The sequence below is a fragment of the Neolewinella xylanilytica genome (genome assembly GCF_002934605.1).
GTDB classification, from domain to species: domain Bacteria; phylum Bacteroidota; class Bacteroidia; order Chitinophagales; family Saprospiraceae; genus Neolewinella; species Neolewinella xylanilytica.
In genome coordinates this window covers 14,156-38,839 of sequence record NZ_PTJC01000006.1, presented here as the reverse complement: position 1 = coordinate 38,839, position 24,684 = coordinate 14,156, and the positions used below count along the sequence as shown (strand labels likewise).

At 59.7% G+C, this 24,684-nt stretch carries 15 protein-coding genes; 10 read left to right on the top strand and 5 right to left on the bottom strand.

Annotated elements, in window-relative coordinates; all coding sequences use genetic code 11:
- The first annotated feature begins 29 nt into the window (after positions 1-29).
- The 7 genes from CLV84_RS09535 to CLV84_RS09505 all read left to right on the top strand — a co-directional run bounded on the left by CLV84_RS09535 (position 30) and on the right by CLV84_RS09505 (position 15,119).
- The gene (locus CLV84_RS09535) at positions 30-3,392 is read left to right on the top strand and encodes a SusC/RagA family TonB-linked outer membrane protein (protein WP_211295241.1); all 3,363 of its coding nucleotides are present in this window, start codon (positions 30-32) and stop codon (positions 3,390-3,392) included.
- Between the two features lie 11 nt (positions 3,393-3,403).
- Positions 3,404-5,026, top strand: coding sequence for a RagB/SusD family nutrient uptake outer membrane protein (locus CLV84_RS09530; RefSeq protein WP_104421152.1), 1,623 nt, complete (start codon positions 3,404-3,406; stop codon positions 5,024-5,026).
- Positions 5,027-5,229: 203 nt separating this feature from the next.
- Positions 5,230-7,404, top strand: coding sequence for a family 43 glycosylhydrolase (locus CLV84_RS09525; RefSeq protein ID WP_104419568.1), 2,175 nt, complete (start codon positions 5,230-5,232; stop codon positions 7,402-7,404).
- 27 nt (positions 7,405-7,431) lie between these two features.
- The gene (locus tag CLV84_RS09520; RefSeq protein WP_104419567.1) at positions 7,432-9,402 is read left to right on the top strand and encodes an alpha-L-arabinofuranosidase C-terminal domain-containing protein; all 1,971 of its coding nucleotides are present in this window, start codon (positions 7,432-7,434) and stop codon (positions 9,400-9,402) included.
- A 33-nt stretch (positions 9,403-9,435) separates the two neighbouring features.
- A complete protein-coding gene (locus CLV84_RS09515; protein ID WP_104419566.1) occupies positions 9,436-10,656 on the top strand; it encodes a glycoside hydrolase family 88 protein in 1,221 nt (406 codons plus the stop codon).
- Between the two features lie 50 nt (positions 10,657-10,706).
- Positions 10,707-13,832: a glycoside hydrolase family 2 TIM barrel-domain containing protein gene (locus CLV84_RS09510; RefSeq protein ID WP_104419565.1), complete on the top strand. Its 3,126-nt coding sequence runs from the start codon at positions 10,707-10,709 to the stop codon at positions 13,830-13,832.
- Positions 13,833-13,844: 12 nt separating this feature from the next.
- On the top strand, positions 13,845-15,119 hold the full coding sequence (locus tag CLV84_RS09505) for a DUF2264 domain-containing protein (protein WP_104419564.1): 1,275 nt from the start codon (positions 13,845-13,847) through the stop codon (positions 15,117-15,119).
- Between the two features lie 3 nt (positions 15,120-15,122).
- On the opposite strand, the gene CLV84_RS09500 is transcribed toward CLV84_RS09505, so the two are convergent.
- From CLV84_RS09500 to CLV84_RS09490, 3 genes are all read right to left on the bottom strand, one after another.
- Positions 15,123-16,754, bottom strand: a complete 1,632-nt coding sequence (locus CLV84_RS09500; RefSeq protein ID WP_104419563.1) for a long-chain fatty acid--CoA ligase — start codon at positions 16,752-16,754, stop codon at positions 15,123-15,125.
- 151 nt (positions 16,755-16,905) lie between these two features.
- A complete protein-coding gene (locus CLV84_RS09495; protein ID WP_104419562.1) occupies positions 16,906-18,099 on the bottom strand; it encodes an alpha/beta hydrolase family protein in 1,194 nt (397 codons plus the stop codon).
- A gap of 83 nt (positions 18,100-18,182) precedes the next feature.
- Positions 18,183-18,848: a hypothetical protein gene (locus CLV84_RS09490; RefSeq protein WP_104419561.1), complete on the bottom strand. Its 666-nt coding sequence runs from the start codon at positions 18,846-18,848 to the stop codon at positions 18,183-18,185.
- Positions 18,849-19,030: 182 nt separating this feature from the next.
- Here CLV84_RS09490 and CLV84_RS09485 point away from each other — a divergent pair, with 182 nt between their 5' ends.
- Entirely contained in the window at positions 19,031-19,534 is a 504-nt protein-coding gene (locus CLV84_RS09485) for a DUF4199 domain-containing protein (RefSeq protein WP_319921902.1), read from the top strand.
- A 4-nt stretch (positions 19,535-19,538) separates the two neighbouring features.
- Here CLV84_RS09485 and CLV84_RS09480 read toward each other — a convergent pair whose 3' ends face one another.
- On the bottom strand, positions 19,539-19,871 hold the full coding sequence (locus tag CLV84_RS09480) for a low molecular weight protein tyrosine phosphatase family protein (protein ID WP_104419560.1): 333 nt from the start codon (positions 19,869-19,871) through the stop codon (positions 19,539-19,541).
- Between the two features lie 422 nt (positions 19,872-20,293).
- Between CLV84_RS09480 and CLV84_RS09475 the strand changes: the two genes are divergently transcribed.
- Both CLV84_RS09475 and CLV84_RS09470 read left to right on the top strand, forming a co-directional pair.
- Positions 20,294-21,052, top strand: coding sequence for a helix-turn-helix transcriptional regulator (locus CLV84_RS09475; protein ID WP_170067644.1), 759 nt, complete (start codon positions 20,294-20,296; stop codon positions 21,050-21,052).
- A 151-nt stretch (positions 21,053-21,203) separates the two neighbouring features.
- On the top strand, positions 21,204-21,671 hold the full coding sequence (locus CLV84_RS09470) for a hypothetical protein (protein WP_104419558.1): 468 nt from the start codon (positions 21,204-21,206) through the stop codon (positions 21,669-21,671).
- A 474-nt stretch (positions 21,672-22,145) separates the two neighbouring features.
- Here the strand turns inward: CLV84_RS09470 and CLV84_RS09465 are convergent, their stop codons facing one another.
- Entirely contained in the window at positions 22,146-24,461 is a 2,316-nt protein-coding gene (locus CLV84_RS09465; protein ID WP_104419557.1) for a T9SS type A sorting domain-containing protein, read from the bottom strand.
- Positions 24,462-24,684: the final 223 nt, after the last annotated feature.

The window sequence follows — 24,684 nt, the reverse complement described above, 5'->3', positions numbered from 1 at the left end:
ATTTTACGTCATTACAAAATGCAAAAAACATGCGCTTTAGGACTATTTACAAATCGTCCGGATTGCTGCTGCTGGCCACGCTGCTGACAGCCCTCTCTCCGGCATATGGCTCGGTCGGGGCCGGTACGCCTCCGGCCAGCGAGTTGGCCGATCAGCGCCAGCTCCTCGACGTGATCAAGGAACTGGAAGAACGCTACCAGGTCTTTTTCACCTACGAACGCTCGCTACTCGAAGACGTGGAAGTACACTTCGATTTTCGCGAGGGGGAATCCCTGGAAGTCGCCATGGAGCGCCTGCTGACGGAAACCGGCTTTCTGCACAAAACCTTCGGCACCAAGTACCTGGTGATCTATCGGGATACGAAAGCCGGCCGTTCGGGTGCCCGCAAACTGGGCAAGGCAATCAAGCAGCTACAGGAACTGGAATCCAGTACCAAAATCAGTGTTCAGCGCACCACCGCCGACCCGGCGCGGCAATTTCAATCCGTGGCCCGCGGTATCGCGGCGGCCAAGCAGCTGATCTCCGTTTCCGGCCGCGTGACCTCGACCACCGGTGAGGTGATGATCGGCGCGACCATCCTGGTGAAGGGTACGTCCACGGGTACGGTGACGGACCTGGAAGGCGACTACGTGCTGGCGAACGTTAACGGTAGCGACACGCTCATCTTCTCCTCCATCGGCTACCTCACCCAGCAGATCCCGGTTAACAACCGGACCACCATCGACGTGCAGATGAGCGAAGATGTGGCCGCCCTCGATGAGGTTGTCGTCATTGGCTACGGTACCCAGAAGAAATCAGACATCACGGGCTCAGTCGCTTCCGTACCTAAGGACCGTCTGGAAAACCTGCCGGTCACCAACGTACTGCAGGCGATCCAGGGTACGACGGCGGGCCTGCAAGTGTCGCAGGGCTCTTCCGCTCCCGGTGCCTCCGCCCAAATTCAGGTACGGGGAGTTAACTCGATCAACGCGAGCAACAGCCCCTTTATCGTACTGGACGGCGCACCCTTCTTCGGGCAGACCAACGACATCAACGCCAACGACATCGAGTCAATCGAGATCCTGAAGGATGCCTCGGCCGTAGCAATCTATGGTACCCGCGGCGCCAACGGCGTCATCCTGATCACCACCAAGCGCGGGAAGACCGGCAAACCCCGCATCGGCTACTCGGGCTACGTTGCTGCAGAAAACATGATCAACTCGTTGGAGTTCCTCGGTCCGGACGCCTACGTACAGAAGTACGCGGATTACGTGGAGGCATTCGGGCTCGATCAGGGCCTCGTGCTACCCAACCTGTCGGAAATTGAAAACTACGAAGCCGGCACCTCCACCGACTGGCTGGACCTGGCTACGAAAACCGGCATTTTACAGGAACACAATTTGAGCATCAGCGGCGGCACGGACGACGTGCAGTACTACGTAACGGCCGGGCGGCTCGACCAGGACGGCGTCGTGGAGGGCTATAACTATCAACGGACCAGCGTACGCACGAACCTTGACGCTACACTGACCGATTGGTTGAGTGCGGGAACCTCCTTGGCGTATACCAACAACAACTACGATGGCGGGCGGGCAAACTTCCTGGCGGCTACGGCCATGAGCCCCTTCGGCACAGTCTACAATGAGACGGGCGGATACGAGATCTTCCCCATGGCCCCGGAACTGCTCTTCGAGAACCCGTTACTGGGCCTCACTACCGACCAGCTCCGTCGCCGCAACAACCTGATCGGTGGCGGTTACCTGGAACTTTCTCCCGGCTTCTTGCCCGGTCTCTCCTACCGCCTCAACGGTAATTACACGCTTGAGCTGGAACGCAACTCCGGTTACTCCGGCCGCGCGGCCAATAACACTACCGGTTTCGGCTTTACCAACAACAGTCAGACCGACAACTGGGTACTGGAAAACATCCTGAATTACAACCGCGAATTCGGCGCCAGCACCTTAGGCGTGACGGCACTCTACAGTGCCCAGGAGTCGGAATACTTCTGGGTGACGGCCGATGCCAACACCTTCGTCAACGACCAGCTATCTTACTACAATCTGCAAGCCGCCGAAAACTACTTCAGTGACTCCGACGGAAATAGCCAGCGGCTGGTGTCCCAAATGCTGCGCGTCAATTACGGTTACGACAGCCGCTACTTGCTGACGCTAACCGCCCGCCGCGACGGCTTCTCCGCCTTCGGTTCCAATACCGATAAATACGGTTTATTCCCCTCCGTCGCCCTCGGCTGGAACGTGACGAACGAATCATTCCTGGACAACGTAAGCTGGCTGGATAACCTGAAGGTTCGCTTCAGCTACGGACAGTCCGGCAACCAAGCCATCGATCCAAACCAGACCGCCACTACGGCCAACCCGGTACGCTACCCCTTCGGTGGTGTCATCCGGACCGGCGTACTGGCCGGAAGACTGGGTAACGCCAACCTGAACTGGGAAACCACCACCTCGGCAAACCTGGGTATCGACTTTAGCCTGTGGGCCGGCCGCCTGAGTGGCAGTTTGGAAGTCTACCAATCCCGCACCGAAGACATCCTCCTTCAGCGCAGCTTGCCCATCATCACCGGTTCGGGCAACATCTGGGATAACCTTGGCGTGCTGGACAACCGCGGTATCGAATTCACCTTCAACAGCGTCAACGTACGCGCTGGTAAATTCCGCTGGGAATCCAGCTTCAACATCGCGTCTAACCAGAACGAACTGATAGAACTGTACGGCGACGGACAAGACGACGTCGGAAACAATTGGTTTATCGGCGAGCCCCTGCAGTCCATTTTCGATTACCGGTACATCGGCGTATGGCAGGAAGGAGAAGACCCCTCCGAAAGTAATCCCGGCGCCCTTCCCGGTGACCTCAAATTCGAGGACGTGAACGGCGACGGTGTGCTGAACCCCGACGACCGCGTCCTCATCGGCGACAGGCTTCCCGATTACTACGGTGGCCTCACCAACACCTTCCACTACGGCGACTTCCACCTCAGCGTGTTCTTACAGACCTCCCAGGGAGGACTCCGCTACAACCCCGACCAGTACTACGGAGATGAGGTCGGACGCCGCAACATTCCCAATACCTACCAGTATTGGACGCCGGACAACCCCATCAACGACTGGCCTTCCCTGCGCGTGCAGAGCCGGCTCGGATCCTGGAATTACCGCGACCCCAGCTACGTACGGCTAAAAGACGTCCGGTTGAGCTACGCCGTCCCCTCCCCCGTGCTAGACCGTCTCGGCATGCAGGCGCTCACCGTCTACGTAGCCGGTCGGAACCTCTACACCTGGACCGACTGGATCGGCTGGGACCCCGAAACCAATTTCGCTTCCCGCGGTAGTGACGGCTGGACCAACAACTACCCGTTTGTCCGGACCTATTCCTTTGGCGTCAACCTGACCCTCTAAAATTGATCATCATGCATTTACGATATAGCCACTACCTCAAGGCATTTGCCTGCCTGTTTTTATTCATTACCACCTTCTCGTGTGCCGAAGAGTTTCTGGATGAGGAAGTACTGAACGTGTACGCTCCGGAAACCCTGACCGACGAACCCGGCTTCGAGGCTTCCCTCATTGGCTTGTACAACCACATGAGTCAATTTTACACCCGTTCCGACCGTCAGGGTTGGCCCGCAGTGATGCAGGTGGGTACCGACATCACCTGGCCCGTTCAGCCGGAAGGCATCGAAACCCCCTACTTTCGCTATGACCAGCTCACCTCAGACGATGCGGGGGCCTGGTTCATCTGGGATTGGAGCTATCGGATGATTAACAATACCAACATCATCATCCAGAATATCGAATCCGAAGTAGCCAATAGTATCACGGACGATCGCCGCAACGAGATCAACGCCGAGGCGCGGTTTTTCCGCGGTTTGGCCTACCATACCCTGGCTACTGCATTCGCGGGGGTTCCCATTATAACCGAACCGGTTACCGGCCCCCGCACCGACTTCGTTCGTGCCCCGCTGGAGGACGTGAATACCGTGATCGAAGAAGATCTGCTCTACGCGGCGGATAACCTGCCTACCATCTCAGACAGAACGGGCGAACTGCCCCGCGCCAACCGGCATATGGCCAATCACCTGCTATCCGAGTTTTACCTTCGTACGGGTGATAATGCCGCCGCCGAAGCCCAGGCCGATATCGTGATCGAAAGCGGGCTCTTCAGCCTCGTCACCGAACGCTACGGCGTAAATTCGGGAGAGCCCGGAACCCCCTTCGCGGATATGTTCTACTACGGCAACCAACGCCGGAATCAGGGCAACACGGAAGCTATCTGGGTATTGGAAGCCGAAAACCCCCGGGACCTACCCGGCGGGCAGACCAATTCTCCGCAGCAGCGGCGGGTATGGGGTGCCAGCTACCACCAGAAACCCGGCATGGCCATTGCCGATTCCCTGGGGGGGCGCGGCGTGGCCCGCTTGCGTTTGAATAACTATGTCCTCTACGATCTCTATCCGGAGGGCGACATGCGCAACAGCCGGCACAGTATCCACCGCCAGTTCTACTATAATAACCCCGACCCGCAGTACAATTCGATTTACGGCGAACCCGTACCCTACGAAGGAGCGGACACGGTCATTATCATTCCGCCCTATACGCTTAAGTGGGGGCACTTCGACCCACTGGACCTCTTCGGCTTCGGTCACTGGAAAGACTTTATCCTGATGCGCCTGGGCGAAACCTACCTGTTCCGCGCCGAGGCCGAGTTCAAGCAGGGTAAGCTCGAAGAAGCCGCCGCGACCATTAACATCCTCCGCGAACGGGCAAACGCCCCGCTGGTGGAAGCAGCGGACATCGACCTGGACTTCATTCTCGACGAACGTATCCGCGAACTCCTCGCCGAGGAAAACCGCCGCTTTACCCTGATGCGTACGGGTACGCTCGTCGACCGCGCCTACGCGCACAACGGAAACAACCCGATCGAGCAATATCAGCTCAATGGCCTGACCGAAAAACACTTGTTGCTCCCCATCCCCCAGCGGGAGATCGATCTCAACAAGGACGGCGAGCTGACGCAGAATCCTGATTACTAACGCTTATTGATTATTGATTGAGGGGCGAAAGCCCATTACAGTGATGTGTACGGATCGGGGGCCGAATGATGCGCTCCCGATCCTTTTTTGCCCCGGCCGGCGACAAGGGCGGCCCCCCTCGTAAGCGGGAAAGCTAATACTGCCGCTGATACCTCCCGGTTGACAGCCGAAAATTGGTATTTTCCCCGGCAACAACTATCGCGATGAACAACTTCCATAAGCTCCTTTCCGTCATCCCGCTCCTGATGCTCTACCCGTCCTGCTCGACTTCCGTAGATACGTTTTCGGAAGCCCACGACGGGGAATATGCCGCCTACCTCTTTACCTACTTCACCGGCAACGGGCCCGGCGAAGAGGCCATCCACTACGCCGTCAGCACCGACGGCTACAGCTTTCACGCCCTCAACGGCGACGAGCCGATCCTCGACAGCGAACGGATCAGCTCCACCGGCGGCGTGCGCGACCCCCACATCCTGCGCAGCCCGGACGGGGAATCTTTCCGCATGGTCGTCACCGATATGGTCAGCGCCAATGGCTGGAACTCGAACCGGGCCATGGTGCTCCTGAAGTCCGATAACCTCATCGACTGGACCTCCAGCGTGGTGAATATCCAGGAGCGCTTCGAAGGACAGGACAGCTTGCTCCGCGTCTGGGCTCCACAAACCATTTACGACCCCAACGAGGAAAAGTATATGCTCTACTGGTCGATGAAGTACGGCCAGAACGATGCCGACAAAATCTACTACGCCTACGCCAATGAAGATTTCACCGATCTGGCCACCGAACCCAAACAACTGCTCGAAACTCCCGACGGTGGCGCGGCCATCGACGGCGATATCATCCTCCACGACGGCACCTACCACCTCTTCTTCAAAACGGAAGACCGGGGCCAGGGGCTCAAGATCGCTACGTCCGACAGCCTCACGGGACCCTACACCGTCGGCGACGAATTTATCCAGCAGACCACCTTCCCCGTCGAGGGCAGCGGGGTCTTCCAACTGATTGACAGCGAGGAGTACATCCTCATGTACGATATGTATACCAAGGGCGAATACCAGTTCACCCGCTCCTCGGACCTCAACAACTTCACGGTGATCGACGAGGACGTGCGCATGGATTTCCACCCCCGCCACGGCACCGTCATTCCCATCACGAATACCGAGCTCGACCGCCTGCTCTCCAAATGGGGCCGCGCGGACGACCTCATCGGCCAGGCCGCCAATCCGGCCATCAAGGCCAATAACATCTATCTGGACACGCAGTCCAGTACCCTTTTGCTGCCCGTTCAACCCGGAACCGACCTGACCGCCTTCGACCCCGAGTTTTCCGATTGGGCGGGCCTCGGCCTGGCGCCCGCCGGCCCCCAGGATTTTAGCGACGGCCCGGTCAGCTATACCGTTGCGATGGAAGGTCAGCAACCGAAAACCTATTCGGTAGCGGTAGAAGAACGGAACAACCCCGTACTGGCCGGCTACTACGCGGACCCCGATGCCCTCTACTCCGAAAACACCGGCAAATTCTATATCTACCCCACCTCCGACGGTTTCAACGGCTGGTCGGGTACCTACTTTAAGGCCTTCTCCTCTCCCGATCTGGTCAACTGGACCGACGAGGGCGTCATCCTCGATCTTGAAAAGGACGTCGAGTGGGCCAATCGCAACGCCTGGGCCCCCTGCATCCTGGAGGCCGAGGTGGACGGCGAGTGGAAATACTTCTACTACTTCACCGCCGCCCAGAAGATCGGCGTGGCCACCAGTGATTCGCCCACCGGTCCCTTCGTCGATAGTGGCCAGGCCCTTGTGGGGGAAAACCCCGCGGGCGTGGGCGGCGGCCAGGTGATCGACCCGGAAGTCTTCACCGATCCGCAGTCGGGAAAAACCTACTTCTACTGGGGTAACGGCTACCTGGCAGCGGCCGAACTGAACGACGACTACACCAGCCTGAATGAAAGTACCCTTAAGATCATGACTCCGGACGCCACCTTCCGCGAGGGGGTCACCGTCTTCTTCCGCAACGGAACCTACTACTTCCTGTGGAGCGAGAACGACACCCGCGACCCGGAATACCGCGTCCGCTACGCCACCGCCCCCTCCCCCATGGGCCCGCTCATGATCCCCGAAAACAACCTCGTCGTCGAACTGGACGAAGACCAGGAAATCTACGGGACGGGACATAACTCCGTTTTGCGAGTACCCGACACGGATGAGTGGTACCTTGTCTACCACCGCTTCACCTACCCCCACGGCATCCATATGGGTCGCGCGGCCGGCTTCCACCGGGAGGTGGCGATCGACCGCCTCACCTTCAATGCCGACGGCAGCATCGTTCCGGTTGCCCCGACCCACGGAGGTATCGACCCGGTGAATCTGGGCAAATAATTATATCCTTCACGCTTAAGCGTCGACATGCACAACCGAATTCGTCTTTTGGCCCTACTGCTGGGCATCGCCTGCTCCCCCCTGACCGCCCAGGTGGAACTTACCGTCCACGTAGATCAACCCCAATTCGAGATCTCGCCCACGATGTACGGTATCTTCTTCGAGGACATCAACTTCGCGGCCGACGGGGGCATCTACGCCGAACTGGTTAAAAACCGCTCCTTCGAATTCGACCGTCCGCTAATGGGCTGGCAAAGGGAGGATCGCGCCGGGGGCGCAGGTGCAACGCTGGTGGAAAACGAGCAAGCCATTCGCCCGGACAATCCCCGCTACCTAACCGTGACCGTCGACGCCACCGACGGGGCTTACGTGCTTCGCAACGAAGGCTTCCGGGGCATGGGCATTAAAGCGGAGGAAACCTACGACTTCAGCGTCCTGGCCCGCAACGCCACCGGCGACCTCAACCTGGCCATCGCCCTGACCGATACCTCCGGCCAGGTCATCGGCCGGAGCGAGGTGCCCCTGGATGCCGCGGGCGCCGATTACTCCGCGGTCACCGCCAGCCTGACCGCCGATCGTACCGACGCTAGGGCCCGACTGGAACTGATCTTCACCGGCCGGGGAACCGTAGAACTCGATATGATCTCCCTCTTCCCCCGCCACACCTGGAAGGACCGCCCGGGCGGGCTGCGTAAGGACCTGGTGAGCCTCCTCGACAGCCTCGAACCCGGCTTCGTCCGCTTTCCCGGTGGCTGCATCGTCGAAGGTCGCGACCTGGCCAATCGCTACCAGTGGAAGAAGACGGTCGGCGACGTGGAGGATCGGAAACTGATCGTGAACCGCTGGAACACGGAGTTCAATTACCCGCGGAACGCACCGGACTATTACCAGTCCTACGGACTCGGTTTCTACGAATACTTCCTGCTATCCGAAGACCTCGGCGCCGAACCGCTGCCCATCCTCAACTGTGGCATGGCCTGCCAGTTCAATACCGGCGAGGTGGTAGCCATGGACGAGCTGGACCCCTATATCCAGGACGCCCTCGACCTGATCGAGTTCGCCAACGGCGACGCCACCACCCGCTGGGGCAAGCTCCGGGCCGAGATGGGCCACCCCGAACCCTTCGGCATGGAATACCTCGGCGTGGGCAACGAACAGTGGGGCCCCGAGTACGTGGAGCGGTACCAGGCCTTCACCGACGTACTGCGCGCCGAGCACCCCGAAATAACCCTGGTGACGACCGTGGGCCCCTTTCCCGACGGTGACCGCTTCGATTACCTCTGGGGAGAACTCAATAAACTCGATCCCCAGGTGGTGGACGAGCACTACTACCGCCCGCCGGAATGGTTCCTGGCCAACGCCGGCCGCTACGACGACTACGATCGGAACGGCCCGGCCATCTTCGCCGGGGAGTACGCCGCCCATGGCCCGTCCGACGACCGCCCGGAATCCCGTAACAACTGGCTGAGCGCCCTCACCGAGGCCGCGTTCATGACCGGCCTGGAACGCAACGGCGACGTGGTTCGGCTAACTTCCTACGCCCCGCTCATGGCCCACCTCGACGCCTGGCAGTGGCGGCCCGACCTGATCTGGTTCGACAACCTCGACGTAGGGCCTACCCCCAATTATCACGTCCAGCGCCTTTTCTCGAATAACGCCGGCACTCACGGTATTCCCGCCCTGGCGAATGGGGCACCGCTGACCGGACAGGACAGCCTCTACGCCAGCGCGGTGCTGGATACTATCGCCGGCACCGTCATCGTGAAAATGGTGAATGCCGGAGGGCAACCCGCTCCGCTCAGCGTGCGGCTTCCTGGGAAAACCGCCACGACCAAAGCCAACCTTACGGTGCTTCGGAGTAACGGCATTATGGATTACAATACCGTAGGTACCCCGTCGATCCGGCCGAAAACCGAGCAAATAAATCCGGTCGGCCAAGGCACGAAGCTTACCCTGCCCCCCCAGTCGGTAACCGTACTAACGGTAACCCTGGAGTAACCCGCTCATCCAATGCTTTTAATATCCTTCCAAATGCGCATCCCCCGCGAAATTTCCTTCATCGCCCTGCTGTTAGCTTCCCTGTTGGTCGTTTCCTGCTCCCCGACCCGCAGCCAGGACGAGCCGGTTGAAGCAACCGCCGGCCTGCTCGACACGATCGAGCGCAATCTGGAACTTGCCACCGCCCAGTACAAACTGCTCCGCGATAGCCTCCCCGCCGACCAGTTTCCCAAAACCTACCACCCGGACACGAAGAAGTATGAATTCAGCGACTCCGGCTGGTGGGTTAGTGGCTTCTACCCCGGCACCCTGCTGATGCTTTACCAGGAGACCGGCGATGAGGCATTGCTGGCCGAGGCCGAACGCATCATGCAGGTACTCGAAAAAGAGAAAAACAACACCCGTACCCACGACCTGGGCTTCATGATGTACGACAGCTTCGGTGAACGCTACGAGATGGATCCGGACGAGGAGACCAGGCAGATCCTGCTAAAGAGTGCCGAATCGCTCGCTTCCCGCTACGAGCCAACGGTCGGCGCGATCAAATCCTGGGACTCCCGGGAAGGCGATTACCTCGTCATCATTGATAACATGATGAACCTAGAGCTCCTCTACTGGGCCAGCCGTGAGACCGGCGATCCGAAGTACGCCGACATCGCGACCACCCACGCCAACACCACCATGGCCAATCACTTCCGGCCGGACAACAGCACCTACCACGTCCTGAATTATAACAAGGACACGGGCGCCGTCCAGGAAAAAAAGACCGCCCAGGGCTACGCCGACGACTCCGCCTGGGCCCGCGGCCAGGCCTGGGGGCTTTACGGTTACACGGCAACGTACCGGGACACCAAGGATGAAAAGTACCTGGAGCAAGCCAGAAAGATCGCCGATTTTATCCTTGCTCATCCCAACCTACCCGCCGATAAGGTTCCCTACTGGGATTTCGACGCGCCCGACATTCCGAATGCCCTTCGGGACGCCTCCGCCGGGGCCATTATGGCTTCCGCCCTGCTAGAGCTGAGCGAGTACGTCGACGACGCCGAAGCGGACCGGTACGTAAGCACCGCGGAAACCATCCTTCGCACCCTGTCCTCCGACGAATACCTGGCCAAGCTCGGCACCAACGGCGGTTTCCTCCTCAAGCACAGCGTAGGTCACATTCCCCAGGGGACGGAGGTAGACGTGCCGCTCACCTACGCCGACTTTTACTTCGTGGAGGCCATGCAGCGGTACAAAGAATGGATGCAATAAACCCCGCCCCCGCTATGTCGGCTCCCGCAACTCCTTAATCGAAGATCATCATGCACAAGCCTTTATTCCTCCTCATCACCGCCTTACTTTCGGTCACGGGTCGGGCCCAGGAAGTACCCGAATGGGAAAACCCCGAGATCTTCGAGATCAACCGGGAGTACCCCCATGCGGCCTTTTACCGCTTCCCTACCCCGGATGCGGCACTTGGCAGCAGCGACTACACCGAATCGCCCTTCTACCAATCCCTCAACGGAACCTGGAAATTCAATTGGGTGGTGAAACCCGCCGAACGGCCGCAGTTCTTTTACCGCCCCGACTACGACGTATCCGGCTGGGAAGAGATCCCCGTACCGGCTAACTGGGAGCTGGAGGGTTTTGGCACGCCGATTTACACCAATATCGTCTACCCCTTCCCGAAGAATCCGCCCTTCATCGACCACGATTACAATCCGGTCGGGAGCTACCGGCGCACCTTCACCGTACCGGCTGACTGGGACGGCAAGGAGGTATACCTCCATTTCGGGGGGGTTAGCTCGGCTATGTACATCTGGGTGAACGGCGAGCGAGTAGGCTACAACGAGGGCAGCAAAACCCCGGCGGAATACCGTATCACGGACTACCTGCAACGGGGCGAGAATTCGCTGGCCGTAGAGGTATACCGCTGGTCGGATGCCAGCTACCTGGAGGACCAGGATTTCTGGCGCCTCAGTGGAATCGACCGCGACGTGTACCTCTACGCCACGGCGCCGGTGAGTATCCGCGACTTCCGCGTCGTCTCCGAACTGGACGACGAGGCCTACGAGGATGGGGAATTCGAGCTTACCGTGGATATGCGTAATCGTACCGGTGAGGAAGCCGACGACTACACCCTGGAAGCGGTCCTTCTGGACGGGGAGGAGCAAGTACTGGAATTTTCCGAGACCGAGGACATCGAGCCGGGTGATGAAACGACCATCTCCTTTTCCGGCGAGGTCGGTGACGCCAAGCCCTGGACGGCCGAAACACCCAACCTGTACACCCTCCTCCTCACCCTGAAGGACGCCGGCGGGAAAACCGTGGAAGCCACCACCATCGACGTGGGCTTCCGTACGATCGAGATCGAGAACAATCAGTTTTTGGTCAACGGGGTGCCGGTCTACCTCAAGGGCGTCAACCTGCACGACCACGACCCCCTGACCGGTCACGTGGTCGGCCCCGAGGTCACCCGCCTGGATATGCAGCGCATGAAGGAGTTTAACGTGAACGCCATCCGTGCCAGCCACTACCCGAAGAACGACTTCTTCTACCGGATGGCCGACTCCCTCGGTTTCTACGTGATCGACGAAGCCAACATCGAGACCCACGGCATGGGCACCACCAACCAGGGGCTCGACAACAACGAGGAGGCCAAGAAAATCCACCCCGCCTACCGTCCCGAGTGGAAGGCCATGCACCTCGACCGCACCATCCGCATGTACGAGCGCGATAAAAACTTCCCCAGCATCGTCACCTGGTCGCTCGGCAACGAGGCCGGCAACGGCGAAAACTTCTACGCCACCTACGACTGGCTGAAGGAGCACGACGAAACCCGACCCGTCCAATACGAAGGCGCTACGAACTACGATAATACCGATATCCAGGCGCCCATGTACGCCCGGCCCCACCAGCTGCGGGAGTACGCGCAGGGTAACCCCCAACGCCCCCTCATTCTCTGCGAATACGCCCACGCCATGGGCAACAGCGTCGGGAACCTCCAGGACTACTGGGACGTCATCGAGGAATACGACGTGCTCCAGGGAGGCTTCATCTGGGATTGGGTCGACCAGGGCCTCGAAGCCACCACTGCGGAGGGGACACGGTATTACGCCTACGGAGGCGACCTCGGTGGCTCCCGACTTCAGAACGACGAGAACTTCAACCTGAACGGACTGGTCAACCCCGACCGCTCCCCCCACCCCTCGCTCTACGAAGTGAAGAAGGTATACCAGTATATCAAATTCCCGGCCTTCGACGCCGAAGCGGAGGAATTGACCGTTTATAACGGCTACGACTTCATCGACCTGAGCGACTTTGCCCTTAGCTGGCGATTGCTGGCGAACGGCAAGGAAGTAGCCGCCGGCGAGCTGCCCGCGATGAACCTGACGGCCCGCGAACGGACGACGGTCGACATCGACCTTCCCCGCTTCGATTCGGACCGGGAGTATTTCCTGCAGGTATCCGCCAAACTGCGCGAAGCCACGCCCCTCCTGGAGGCCGGCCACGAAGTCGCCAGTGAGGAGTTCCAACTCACCGAACCCCAACTCCGCACCTTCGAAAGGGACGGATCGGGAGCGGTGACGATCGAGGAGGAAGAACGGGACATCACCGTCACGGGAAAAGGCTTTACGGCCACCTTCGACGTTGCCACCGGCCTGCTGTACGCCCTCGACTACGGCAGCGGCAACCTGCTGCTCGGCCCCCTGAAACCCAACTTCTGGCGGGCCCCGACCGACAACGACTTCGGCTATGGCATGACGCGCAACGCACGGGCCTGGAAAGCTGCCAGCCAGGAGCAATCGTTGCGCTCGCTGGAGGTGAACGAAAGCGAGCGGGAAGTGGTAGCTGTTTACGACCTGCCGGCGGTGGAAGGCACGATTACGCTGCGGTACGCCTTTAACGCCGCCGGAGCAGTACAGGTGACCAACGAGCTCACCGGCATTGACGGCGAGCTACCGACCATCCCCCGTCTGGGGAACACCTTCCTCCTGAAGCCGGAATACGATGCCGTGCGGTATTATGGCCGTGGCCCAGTCGAAAACTATCAGGACCGCAACACCGCCGCCTTCGTAGCCAGCTACTCGGCCGGGGTGAGCGAACTCATGTACGATTACATCCGCCCCCAGGAAAATGGCTACCGCACCGACGTACGGGAGGTAAGCTTCGCGAATGAGGCCGGGGAGGGCATCCTGATCTCCGCTAACCGGGAGCTACTCGGCTTCAGCGCCTACAATCAGCTGAACAGCGACTTCGACGAGGGGGTCCGAAAGGTGCAACGGCACAACTACGACGTGCCGGACCGCAAGCTAGTGACCGTCAACGTCGACTACAAGCAGTCCGGCGTGGGCGGCGACGATAGCTGGGGGGCCCGGCCGCACCCGGAATACACCATACCGGCGGGCGATTACACCTACAGCTTTACCCTTTCTCCCCTCCGCTAACCATCTATTCATATGAATCGTCGACACTGGATCACTTCCGCCTTTACCGGCCTGGCTACGGGTAGCCTCGCTGCTTCCGGCTTACCAACGGATATTTCACCGGGCCCCATAGCTATCGGGACCCAATCTGACGGCACCGAAGACCGTGCCTACTGGGTGAATATGCTCGTCAAAATCGCCCGGCCCCTACTGGAAAACATGGCCGCCGGCACGCTGCGTAAGAATATGCCCGTGGAATTCGGCGAAGGCGGCACCCTGGCGGATCGGCAAAACTATACCTACCTCGAAGGCTTCGGCCGGCTGATGGCCGGCATGGCACCCTGGCTGGCCCTGGAGGGTGGACCGGCCGAAGAGCAGGCGCTGCGCAAGGAAATGCTGCAGCTGTACCAGCAAGCCATGGTAAACGGCGTCGACCCCGACTCCCCCGATTACCTCAATTTCTACCGCCACGGCCGCCAGCCACTCGTTGATGCCGCCTTCCTGGCCCATGCCTATTTACGCGCGCCCGAAGTACTCTGGGAACCCCTGGACGGTACCACCAAGCAGCGGGCCATCCAGGAAATGAAGAACAGCCGGGTCATCCTGCCCTATTACAGCAACTGGCTGCTCTTCGCCGGTATGGTCGAGGCCTTTCTGCTCTCCATCGACGAGGAGTGGGACGAGATGCGCACCGCCATGGCCACCCGCAAGAACATCGAGTGGTATCTGGGGGATGGCATGTACGGCGACGGGGCGGATTTCCACTGGGACTACTACAACAGCTACGTCATCCAGCCCATGCTGCTGGACATCCTAAAGGTCCTCAAATACAAGGAAAAAGAGGACGGTCGGAACTACGAACGAGTACTCAAAAGAGCCCGACGCTACGCGGAAATTCAGGAGCGCCTGATCAGCCCGGAGGGAACGTTCCCGGTGATCGGCCGGTCGATCGTGTACCGCTTCGGGGCCTTCCAGCACCTAGGGCAGATCGCGCTGTGGCAGGAACTGCCGGAGGAGATCGCTCCCGCCCAGGTACGTCCGGCCATGACCGCCGTACTCAAAACCCTGATGGAGGCTCCCGGCACTTTTGACGAGAACGGCTGGCTGCAGCTCGGCCTGGCAGGTCACCAGCCCGGGCTCGCGGAAAGCTATATCTCCACGGGCAGTTTGTACCTCACTTCGGAGGGGTTTCTACCGCTGGGTCTGCCACCCGAAGCGCCGTTCTGGGCCGCTGCCGCCGAACCCTGGACGAGCAAAAAGGTATTTGGCGGTCAGGATTTGGAGCGGGACGGGGCGCTGTACGACTAGGCGTTATTCGCCCAGCTCACCCTCGGCGTAGAGCCGGCGGAGCTCCTTTTTGTCGAATTTGCCCACGCTGGTTTTCGGGATCTCTTTCAGGTAGACGTAATCGTCCGGCACCTGGTACTTGGCGAAGTCCCGTGCCAGAAACTCCTTCAGGTCGGTATTGGTGACCAGGTCGCTGCTGTCCTGCAGGACCACGGTCGCCAGCGGGCGCTCGATCCATCTCTCGTCGGGAATGGCGATCACCGCGGCCTCCTTCACCTTCGGGTGAGCCATGAGGGTGGATTCCAGGGCTACGCTCGAGATCCATTCGCCGCCGCTCTTGATGAGGTCCTTGGTGCGGTCCTTGATCTCCATGTAACCGTCCGCATCGATGGTGCTGACGTCGCCGGTACGGAACCAGCCATCCCCGGTAAAACTCTCCCTGTTGCCAGTCTTGAAGTAGGAATCGATGACCCAGGCACCGCGGATCTGCAGCTCGCCCATGGTCTGGCCGTCCCAAGGCAGGGGCGTCCCCTCGTCGGAAACGATCCGCAACTCGACGCCGGGGAAAGCGATACCCTGCTTGGCCCGGATGCGGAGGCGTTCGGCGTCGGCGAGACGGTCGTGCTGTGGTTGCAGCCGGCTCAGGGTACCAAGGGGCGAGGTTTCCGTCATGCCCCAGGCATGTATCCCCTGGATGCCGAAGTCTTCCTGGAAGGCTTTGATCAGGCTTTTGGGCAGGGCCGATCCGCCCACCACGTATTCCTCCAGCGCGAGTGGCTCGGCGGGCGGATCCTTTTTCATTTCTTGGTAAATGCCGAGCCAGATAGTGGGTACCCCGTTCGCCTTGTTTACTCCTTCGGCCTGCATCATCTTGATTAGGGCGGCGGGCTGCAGGTTAGACGAGGGCAGCACCATATCCGCCCCCGCCAGCACGCACAGGTAGGGGTAGCCCCAGGCCATCACGTGAAACTGCGGCACGACCAGCAGGACGACGTCGCGGTTGCTGACGTTACCAGCGTTAGGAGAAAGGATCGTCATGGCGTGCAGATAGGTAGAGCGGTGACTGTACAACACCCCCTTCGGCAGGCCGGTAGTGCCGCTGGTGTAGCACATACCGCAGGCCTGGTTCTCGTCGAGTGCCGGCCAGTCGATCTCGTCGGGTTCGGCCTCGAGGAGGTCTTCGTAGCGGTGGGCGTTCTGCAAACTGGTGGTGAACCCCTCCGGGGCGTTCAATAGCACCCAGTGGCGCACGGTTTCGAGGCGAGCGGCAATGGGTTCCAGCATCCGTACGAGCGTGGCATCCACGAAGATCACCTTGTCTTCCGCGTGGTTGATAATGTACTCGATCTGCTGGATGGACAGCCGGATATTGATGGGATGACAAATGGCACCGATGCCGGATATGCCGTAATACAGCTCCACGTGCGGCCCGTGGTTCCAGGCGAAGGTGCCGACGGTGTCTCCCTCCACGACGCCCAGGGTATGTTTCAGGGCATTCGCCAACTGCTTGGTGCGGGCGTACATTTCGCCAAAGGTGTATTCGTGGCGCGAACCGTCGGGCAGATGGGAAATGATGCGCTTGTGGTGGAAGACCCGGTTACCGTATTCGAGGATGGTGTTCGTGGTGAGGGGGTAATCCATTATCTGGCCTTGCATGCTGCGGTACGTTTTTGTGCTAATCGCTTTACCGGAATAATCCGGGTAAGCAATGTAAGCTTTACGCGCAGAACCTGCCCTTGGGCGCCGGAGCGCAGGAAATCAAGCAAACCACCACAAACGAAAACCGACAACCGATACCCAATAAAACCTACCAGGAATACCACTCCCGATAATCCGTATCCGCGAAGGGATGGATCGTGACCTTCGTATCGACGCTTTCCTTCCCCAGCAAGAAGCGGTCGAGAAAGGCCTCCAGTTCCGGCCATTGCTCCTCCGGCAGCTGGCAGTGGCCGTGGCCGCCGTTGATGGAAAAGCCGAAGCGATCCCCTACCCCGAACGTCTTCCATACTTCGTGGGCGGCCCGGGCGGAGACGTAGAGGGCTTCATCGGCCAGCCATTCGTAATCGGTATTCCCGAAGACCAGCAGGGCGCGGGGGGCCACCAGGGCCATCAGCTCGTGGTGGTCGAACGGGAGTTTATCGACCTGGTCGGCAAATTGCCGCATGTCTTCCTTGAACCACCGGTAGTCGGTACGGCCTAAGGTCTCCACCTCGCCGAGCGTTTCCGATACCCGCCAGGCGGCCCCACCCCCGCCGCCGGGTTCCTGGGCGATGGTCAGGGCGATGCGTTCGTCAAAGGCACCGGCGAAGAGGGCCATCTTGCCGGCGAAGGAGCAACCGGTGACCGACAGTCGGGAAAGGTCGATCGGCAGCTCATCGGCTACCAGCTCCAGCCCGTCGATGAGCCGACTTACCCCCCAGGGCCAGGCACTATAGGCCCCCATGTCAATCCGGTCGGGATAGAGGGCGTTGATGGGCTCCTCCCCGCGCGTCTGCTGGTGGGCCATCACCTGGGTGAAATTGAAGGCGATTCGGGCCACGTTGCGTTCGGCGAAGAGCTCCTTCGGCAGGCTACCCGTGCCCCAACCGATTCCGATTACGGCGGGAAAGGGGCCCGCTCCATCCGGCAGGGTGATGCCCGCCGCCAGGCTCAGGGTCTTACCGTTTTCCGTGATGCTAACGCGCAGCGTATCGCCGTCTACCTCGGCCGAGATGTCCTCGGGCCGGGGCGGCTTTTGCCCCACCTCGTAGTGCTGAATCTCGGCCAGGATTTCCGCGCGTCGACAACGCCAGGCGGCCAGGGTGGTATCCCGTCCACCACCGTCGGATGCGGCGAAGGGGTCCGGCAAGGTGGCCACAACCGGCAGCTCCGCCAGGGACGGCAGGGACGGTTCCGGGCAGTCGGCTCCCGTATTTTCGACCGCGTAAACGAGGGGTACGGACTGAGCGGTAAGCTCCAGCACAAAGGCGGTACACAGAATTAGGCAATACGTAGTCTTCATAGCAGGATCGGGTTTCGCAATCGATTTCGCGTTGGGTTGAAGCTACGGATTAATTGCACCGCCCGTTGCTATAATGCCTTACCTCACCACCGGTATCCCACGCGGAAGCCCAGGGCCAAGTCGAATCGCCAGGTGGTTCCCGCGAGGGTCGAATCGCCGAATCCCCAGTACTTCGGGGGCAGGATTTCCCGGTTTTCCGGTCGGGCATTAACTACCCGATCGTAGGTGATCGTCCGCCGCGCGGTACCTGCTCCCGCGTACAACTCCAGGTGCAGGTGCTGCCATAGGCGGGCGGCAATGGTGTATTTGAGCAACAGTGCTACGCGGTCCCGTTGCCGCCGTGCCCGATCGAACGCGATCCGATCACCGGTTTCCCGGGTATACTGCCGGTCGGTTACCTCCCGGCGGTAGCTATTAAGGGGCACTTCCACCCCCACGAAATGGCGATGGCGCGCAACCCGGTCGGCGCTCAGGGCGTAGCGTATCTCCGGCCGCAACCCGTAGAAGCGGTAGTCCGCGCCGCTTCCGCCGAACAGCTCCCGGTTGAGGAAGGCAGGTCCGTATTCGAAGTCCAGCAGGTAGTTCCACCGCCGGTGGTGCCAGATTACGCCCGCGCGGAACCGGCGATGGACCCCGAAGAGACTGAGCGGAGCCACGGTGAGGGAGAACTCATTAACGGGAGGGGCCGGTGGCTCGCCGTTTTCCTGGGCCCGCAGAGCGGTAAGCGGAACCAGAAAAAGGGCCAGCACGAGATACCGGTATCGGCGAATTGGCAGGGGTTTAGGTTTAGGTGGTTGGATAAAAGTAGGGTATTTTCCGTGCTCCCGAAAGCTCCCGGCACCCGCGCGCCGGCGCCCTCCCGCTACCCGGGAGATGGCTTACCTTGGGAGATACACCAAGCCAGAAGAACCGCCGCATGGAATAATACCGAATCGAGATAAAGTGGGCCCTGGTCTTCACGCTGATGCTGCTGCTGTGGATGGCGCTGGAACGGCTCGTCGGGCTCCACGGCCCGTACATCGACCGCCATGCCCTGTACACCAATCTTATCGCGATCCCGGCCTTCCTGATCTACTGCCTCGCCCTGCGCGACAAGCGGGACCACTTCTACGGCGGCACGATGACCTATCGACAGGGATTCGTGAGCGGGGCGATCACGACGGCCATCATCACCCTGCTCGCTCCGCTGGCACAGTACGTCACGCACGCCCTCATTACGCCGGACTATTTCGCCAACGTCCAGGCCTACGCCGTCGCCTCGGGGAATATGACGGAAGCGGAAGCCCGGACGTACTTTAACCTGACCAGCTACATGGCCCAGGCTGCGCTGAGTAGTCTGTTCACTGGCTTGATCATCTCCGCCGTCGTAGCGATCTTTTTCCGCAAGCACCCCAGCGAAATACTCGGCGAACCGCTATCGGACCGGCTGACCTGACGGATCATTCGAGGTACGGCGCCACTACGGCCCGCAGCTCTTCCACGAGTTCGGCATCCATATACCGGTAGTGATCGGGAATATCCAGCACCACCATTTCGCCCGCGACCTCCCTTCCGAAGCGGCGGATGAGCTGCTCCCGGTGGCGATCTTCCATCACGAAAACGAGATCGGCCCACGCCAGCAGCGCCGCCGATACGCGGATGCGGGCCTGAGGGGAGGTGCCGGCGGACCGGACGGTTATCCGATCGTCGGCAGCCCAGACGGTTTCGGCGGTACGGCTGCGCCATTCGTTGCGGCTGCAGATGAAGAGAACGTTTCGTCGGCTTGTATGCATTGGCGCAAGTAGCGTAGCCGGCTCATCTCGCAGCAAGGCCAACCGGAAGAAAAAGGATTGCGGCGGAGCGCGGGTGCCTTGATATTTCACGAAGATCCGAAATACCACGACTATCCTAGCGCAGCGCGCCCCCCCCCGGACGGCGTCGAAAAATCGACACTTTTTCCGAAAACCGGGAAACAAGTACTCATTTTTCCAAAATCTGGAAAATGGCCCGCCAAACTACTTGCTTGATACTATCGAACCGGCTTAAATTGAAGTACTGTTATGAATCCCGGTCACCTACCCCAGTTGCGTAGCCGGTAGCTTTTTCCCCATTCCTTCTGCTACACCTATCCCGTTTTCCCGCTCCCGCGGGGTTACTTTTTTCGGTCGTTCGGATGAATGGGCGTGTCTACCTACCGCCTTTAGTCTTATACACTATGACGCCTTTTCCCATTGCTTCCTCCCGGGAGGCCGTACCCGTGCCCGCCGGTGCTTCCCTACCCCCGCTTACGCCCGACCCTTCGGTGGAGGCCCTTCTCGCCCAGACGAATATTTACTGTTATTCGGTCGACTACTGGTCCGGACGTTTTCGTTACGTCAGTCCCGGCATTTCTCACCTGCTGGGCTACGATGCCAAGGTGTGGCAGTTCGGCGGTCCGCAACGGGCATTCCAGCGGGTCCACCCCGACGACCAGGAATGCTTACGGAGGATATTCGCCGAAATGCGGGAGCAATTGATGCGATACCCGGTCGACCAGCGGGCTACGCTAAATTTCGCCTATACCTGCCGGGTACAGGATGCCTCGGGCGAGTACCTCCACCTTAACCACCAGCTGACCTTTCCCCGACTGGACAAGCAAGGCTTCCCCGTCGCCGACTTCACCGTGGTGACCGATATATCGGGCCTGGAGTCTCCCCATCCCTGCATGCTCCTCGTGCGGCGGGTAACCGATGGCAGAACCGAAACCCTGCATACGCGGGTATTCGCCTGCGCCGAATCCGTGGCCTTTTCGCGGCGGGAAATCGAGGTGCTGAAGCTGGTAGCCGAAGGTTGTAAAAGCGAGGAGATAGGTAAACGGCTGTTCATCAGCTACAATACCGTTTGCACCCACCGCAAGAACCTGATGAAAAAAGCGGGCGTCAACGGTACCGTGGAGCTGCTGCGGATCGCGCGGGGGCTGGGGCTGATTCGGTGACCGATAGCGACCAACCGTTGCTTACTGATTCCCAGATCATTACGATTCCCGCCGACATAGTTGCCAACATTGGCCCGCATCCAAAAATTTTTTGGAACCTTTTACCCGAAATCGCAGTTGTGCTCTTAAACACGTATTAAACCAACTGATTATGAAGACTATTTTTTCCCTGTTTTTCGCCCTGATGCTTTTCGCCTGTGGCGAACGTCCAGCAGCAACCGAAGAAATGGATACCGTGGAAACGGACGAGATGGAAACCACCATGCCCGACATGCAGAACCCCATCGAGGCTACCGCCCCTAGCCAGACGTTGGATGCAACCGTCTCCGCAGTGGAATCCGCCGGAGGTGACATCACCGCCCTCGACCCCAGCACCGCCGTATCCAACATCGACAGCTGGATCAGCGAACTGGGTACCATGGACGGTACCGACGAGATCGTCAGCGACCTCCAGGACCTGAAAACGCAACTTACCGCCGAAACCATCGACGGCAGTGCCGTATCCGAACTGCTCTCCAGCCTTGCCGAAGAAACCCGCGAACTGGGTGGCGACAACATGGGCCTGAGCACGCTGGCCAGCGCGCTGGAAGCCGGTGCTGAGAAGCTGGGTGGTATGTAATCCACTTTTAACGTAAGGCAAACCCGTTCATCGAATAGGTTCCGCCAAGATTTACCCATTGCGCCCTTGCGCAATGGGTATTTTTTTGTTCGGTCAACGCCCATGTCCGGCACGAAGTGATCCGGCAGCTTACTGATCGTCTTCGGGTCAGAATGGAAGGCTTGGGTAGCCGCCATCTTCGTTCACATTGAGGCACCACCAGGCCGTAGCCGGGAAGTGAACCATAGGCGCATCATGACACGAAATCCAGAAGCCCCGTTTGCGGGCGTATTCACTCCTTCGGGCTGGCCGAACGCACCCCAGTCTACGTATCCTCGCAGTGGTGCACCGAAAAAGCAAGCGATACCCACCCGTCGCCAAGCACCGGCCTCAGTGGTCAAGGATCTAAATAAGGAAGGGCGGTGCCTGGCCATCGCGGGGCCGGTGGCGTCCCGGCTCCGCTTTCCTTCGATCCTCGACCACTGGCTACATCGCCTACCGCTTTATAAACGACCGTACCGTCTGTTGGTCACCCTCCAGGATGCGGGCGTGGTACATTCCGGCCGGAAAGGCGTGCACGTCAAATTCCACGCGGTGCAATTGGGTATCCCCGGGCAGGACGCGTTCGGCTATCCTTCTGCCCATGTTGTCCGTGATGACGACCACCACCTGACCGGCACCCTCGCTCTTGACCAGCAACTGTACCTGATCGGAGGTGGGGTTCGGGAATAAGCTGATCGCCGCCTCCGTATACCTTTCCGTTCCGGCGGTTATTTCCGGGCCGGGATTCACCCCTGCCCTTTCGGCCGCAGCGACAGTACCACCACAGTTCTGCCCTGGCTCTCCCATTCCTTCCGGCATTTCCATGGTGGTGTTGAGGTATACCTTATCCAGCCAGGTACCTGCTTCGCGATAAGCGAAGTCTACGGTATGCTCACCTGCCGTGAGTTCCAAGAGCATGGGCAATTCGTTCCAGGCATAATCGGTGCTGATTTCGATACCCTGCTCCCATTCGTACCATTCGCCATCGTCGATACGCACCCAAAAAGAATTGCTGTTGGTATGGAAGGCGCGGATACGGGCAAACAGGGAAAAGGCATTTTCCGAGGTAGTCACGGCGAACCGTACCCGGTTCTCCGGCAGGTCGTCGGGCGGTGCGTCCAGTGCATTATCCGTCGAAATCACCACGGAACCCCCATCAAACCAATTGTCGCCCACTTCCGCGCACTCGGCTTCCAACCAGATGTACTCCGGAGATGGGTCGGAAGGATCGCAGTTACTATTGCTGTCGGCCAGGCCACTTCCCACCGGCTGCTGCGAAGTGGTCGTTACGAATATTTTGTCCAGCTCGGTACCGTCTTCCCGGTAGGCGAAGTCGATGGTATTATCGCCGGACCGTAATGGAATCCCCGTGGGAATTTCATTCCACACGAACGCTTCGCTTTGGGAATGGATCATGTCGGTCCACCATTTATACCATGGCCCCCCGTTTGCCCTGACCCAGAACGAATCATCTCCTCCCGTCGCCCCACGCATCCGTGCGTAGAGGCTATACGTTCCGGAATCCGCGGATGGCAGCTGAAACGTCACAAAATCAGCGGGCCCGCCCGTGGGCGGGGCATCCAGTGCATTTACCCCGCGTACCACTACGGCCTCGTCCCGATCCGCCTCGGTCGTATTAACGCGTTCCCACCGGCTTCCCACGTCGGCGCATTCCGCTTCGAGGGAGAACGTATTCCCTTCGTCGACAACGGGAAACTCGGTAAGCGAACAGTCCGCTCCAATACCCCCCTGCTCGGTCGGTTGGAAGGCATACCGGGTAATCAGGATCTTGTCGAGATCAAGGCCCCGGGAACTGTACGCTATATCTACGTAGTTCACGCCAGTCGTGAAGTTGCGGGGGAAATCCTCCCGGGTCCACCGGAATCCGTCCGCGTTCTTTCTACCAATAAGTACCCGGTATTCCCACGGTCCACCATTGACCCTGACGAACAGGGTGTTTGCACCACGTCCGTCCGTTCGTACCCAAAAATTATAGCGACCGGGATCGGGGTCGTCAACCCGGAACCGGAGGTAATTTTTTGGCACGTCCAGGGGAGGGTAACGCGCATTGGTAGAAAACAGGGAGGTGACGTACGCGCCACCGGCGGCTTCCTCGGATTGGACGGTGCGCCAGGCACTGCCGACTTCCGCACACTCGGCTTCCAGCCAAAAGAGGGATTTGTCCTCCGGGGGCGGGGGGTTATCCTGGCACGTCCCGACGTCCGGCCCGACGCCCTCCGGCACGGTCATTTCGTTAGTCAGCAGTAGTTTATCCAGGTAAGTGTTGCTTTCCCGGAAAGCGATGTCCACGGTATTGGTACCCGCCTGAAATTCCGATTCCGTTAGTACCACCCATTGAAAACCGGCCCCGTACGTAGCGCCCAGTCGGGGATACTGCCAGGCCCCCTCATTGATCCGGATGTAGTAGGAATCACTTAACCGGCTAGGCGCGCTTACCCGCGCGTAGAGACGAAATTCCCCGGTGGCGGGAATGTCGGAAAATTCAAAACGAACCTGGTTCGCGGGCGCGTTGCCCGGAGCGCCCCCCCGGGAGGTAAACTGAGACGTTACGTACGCCCCGCCGGCGGCCGCCGTGTCGAGAAAGGTATTCCAACGGCTCCCCACCTGGCCACATTCCGCCTCGATATAGATGGAAACCCCGGTGCCGTCGGATTGTCCGCTGAGCGAGCCGTTCGCACCCACCAGCGCGGTTACGAGGAAAATCAGGATTCCCCACAGGCCTCCTTTACCATTGTACACTTGCTTCATCGGGTAGTTATTTTATCGTGATTGAATAGCACGCGGTGGTGCATATCGCCCCGTAGTGTTGTCAGGGGAAATACCGGAAAAATCAAACGGAGCTTGCTTGAACCAACCAGACAGCCGCTAACCGCAGCCTCCTTGCACCTAAAATAGGCGTTGCCGGCTACGTACCCAATAGCTGGACATCATTTGGATGATTTTATTCTAGTATTCAAGATCTACGGCACCT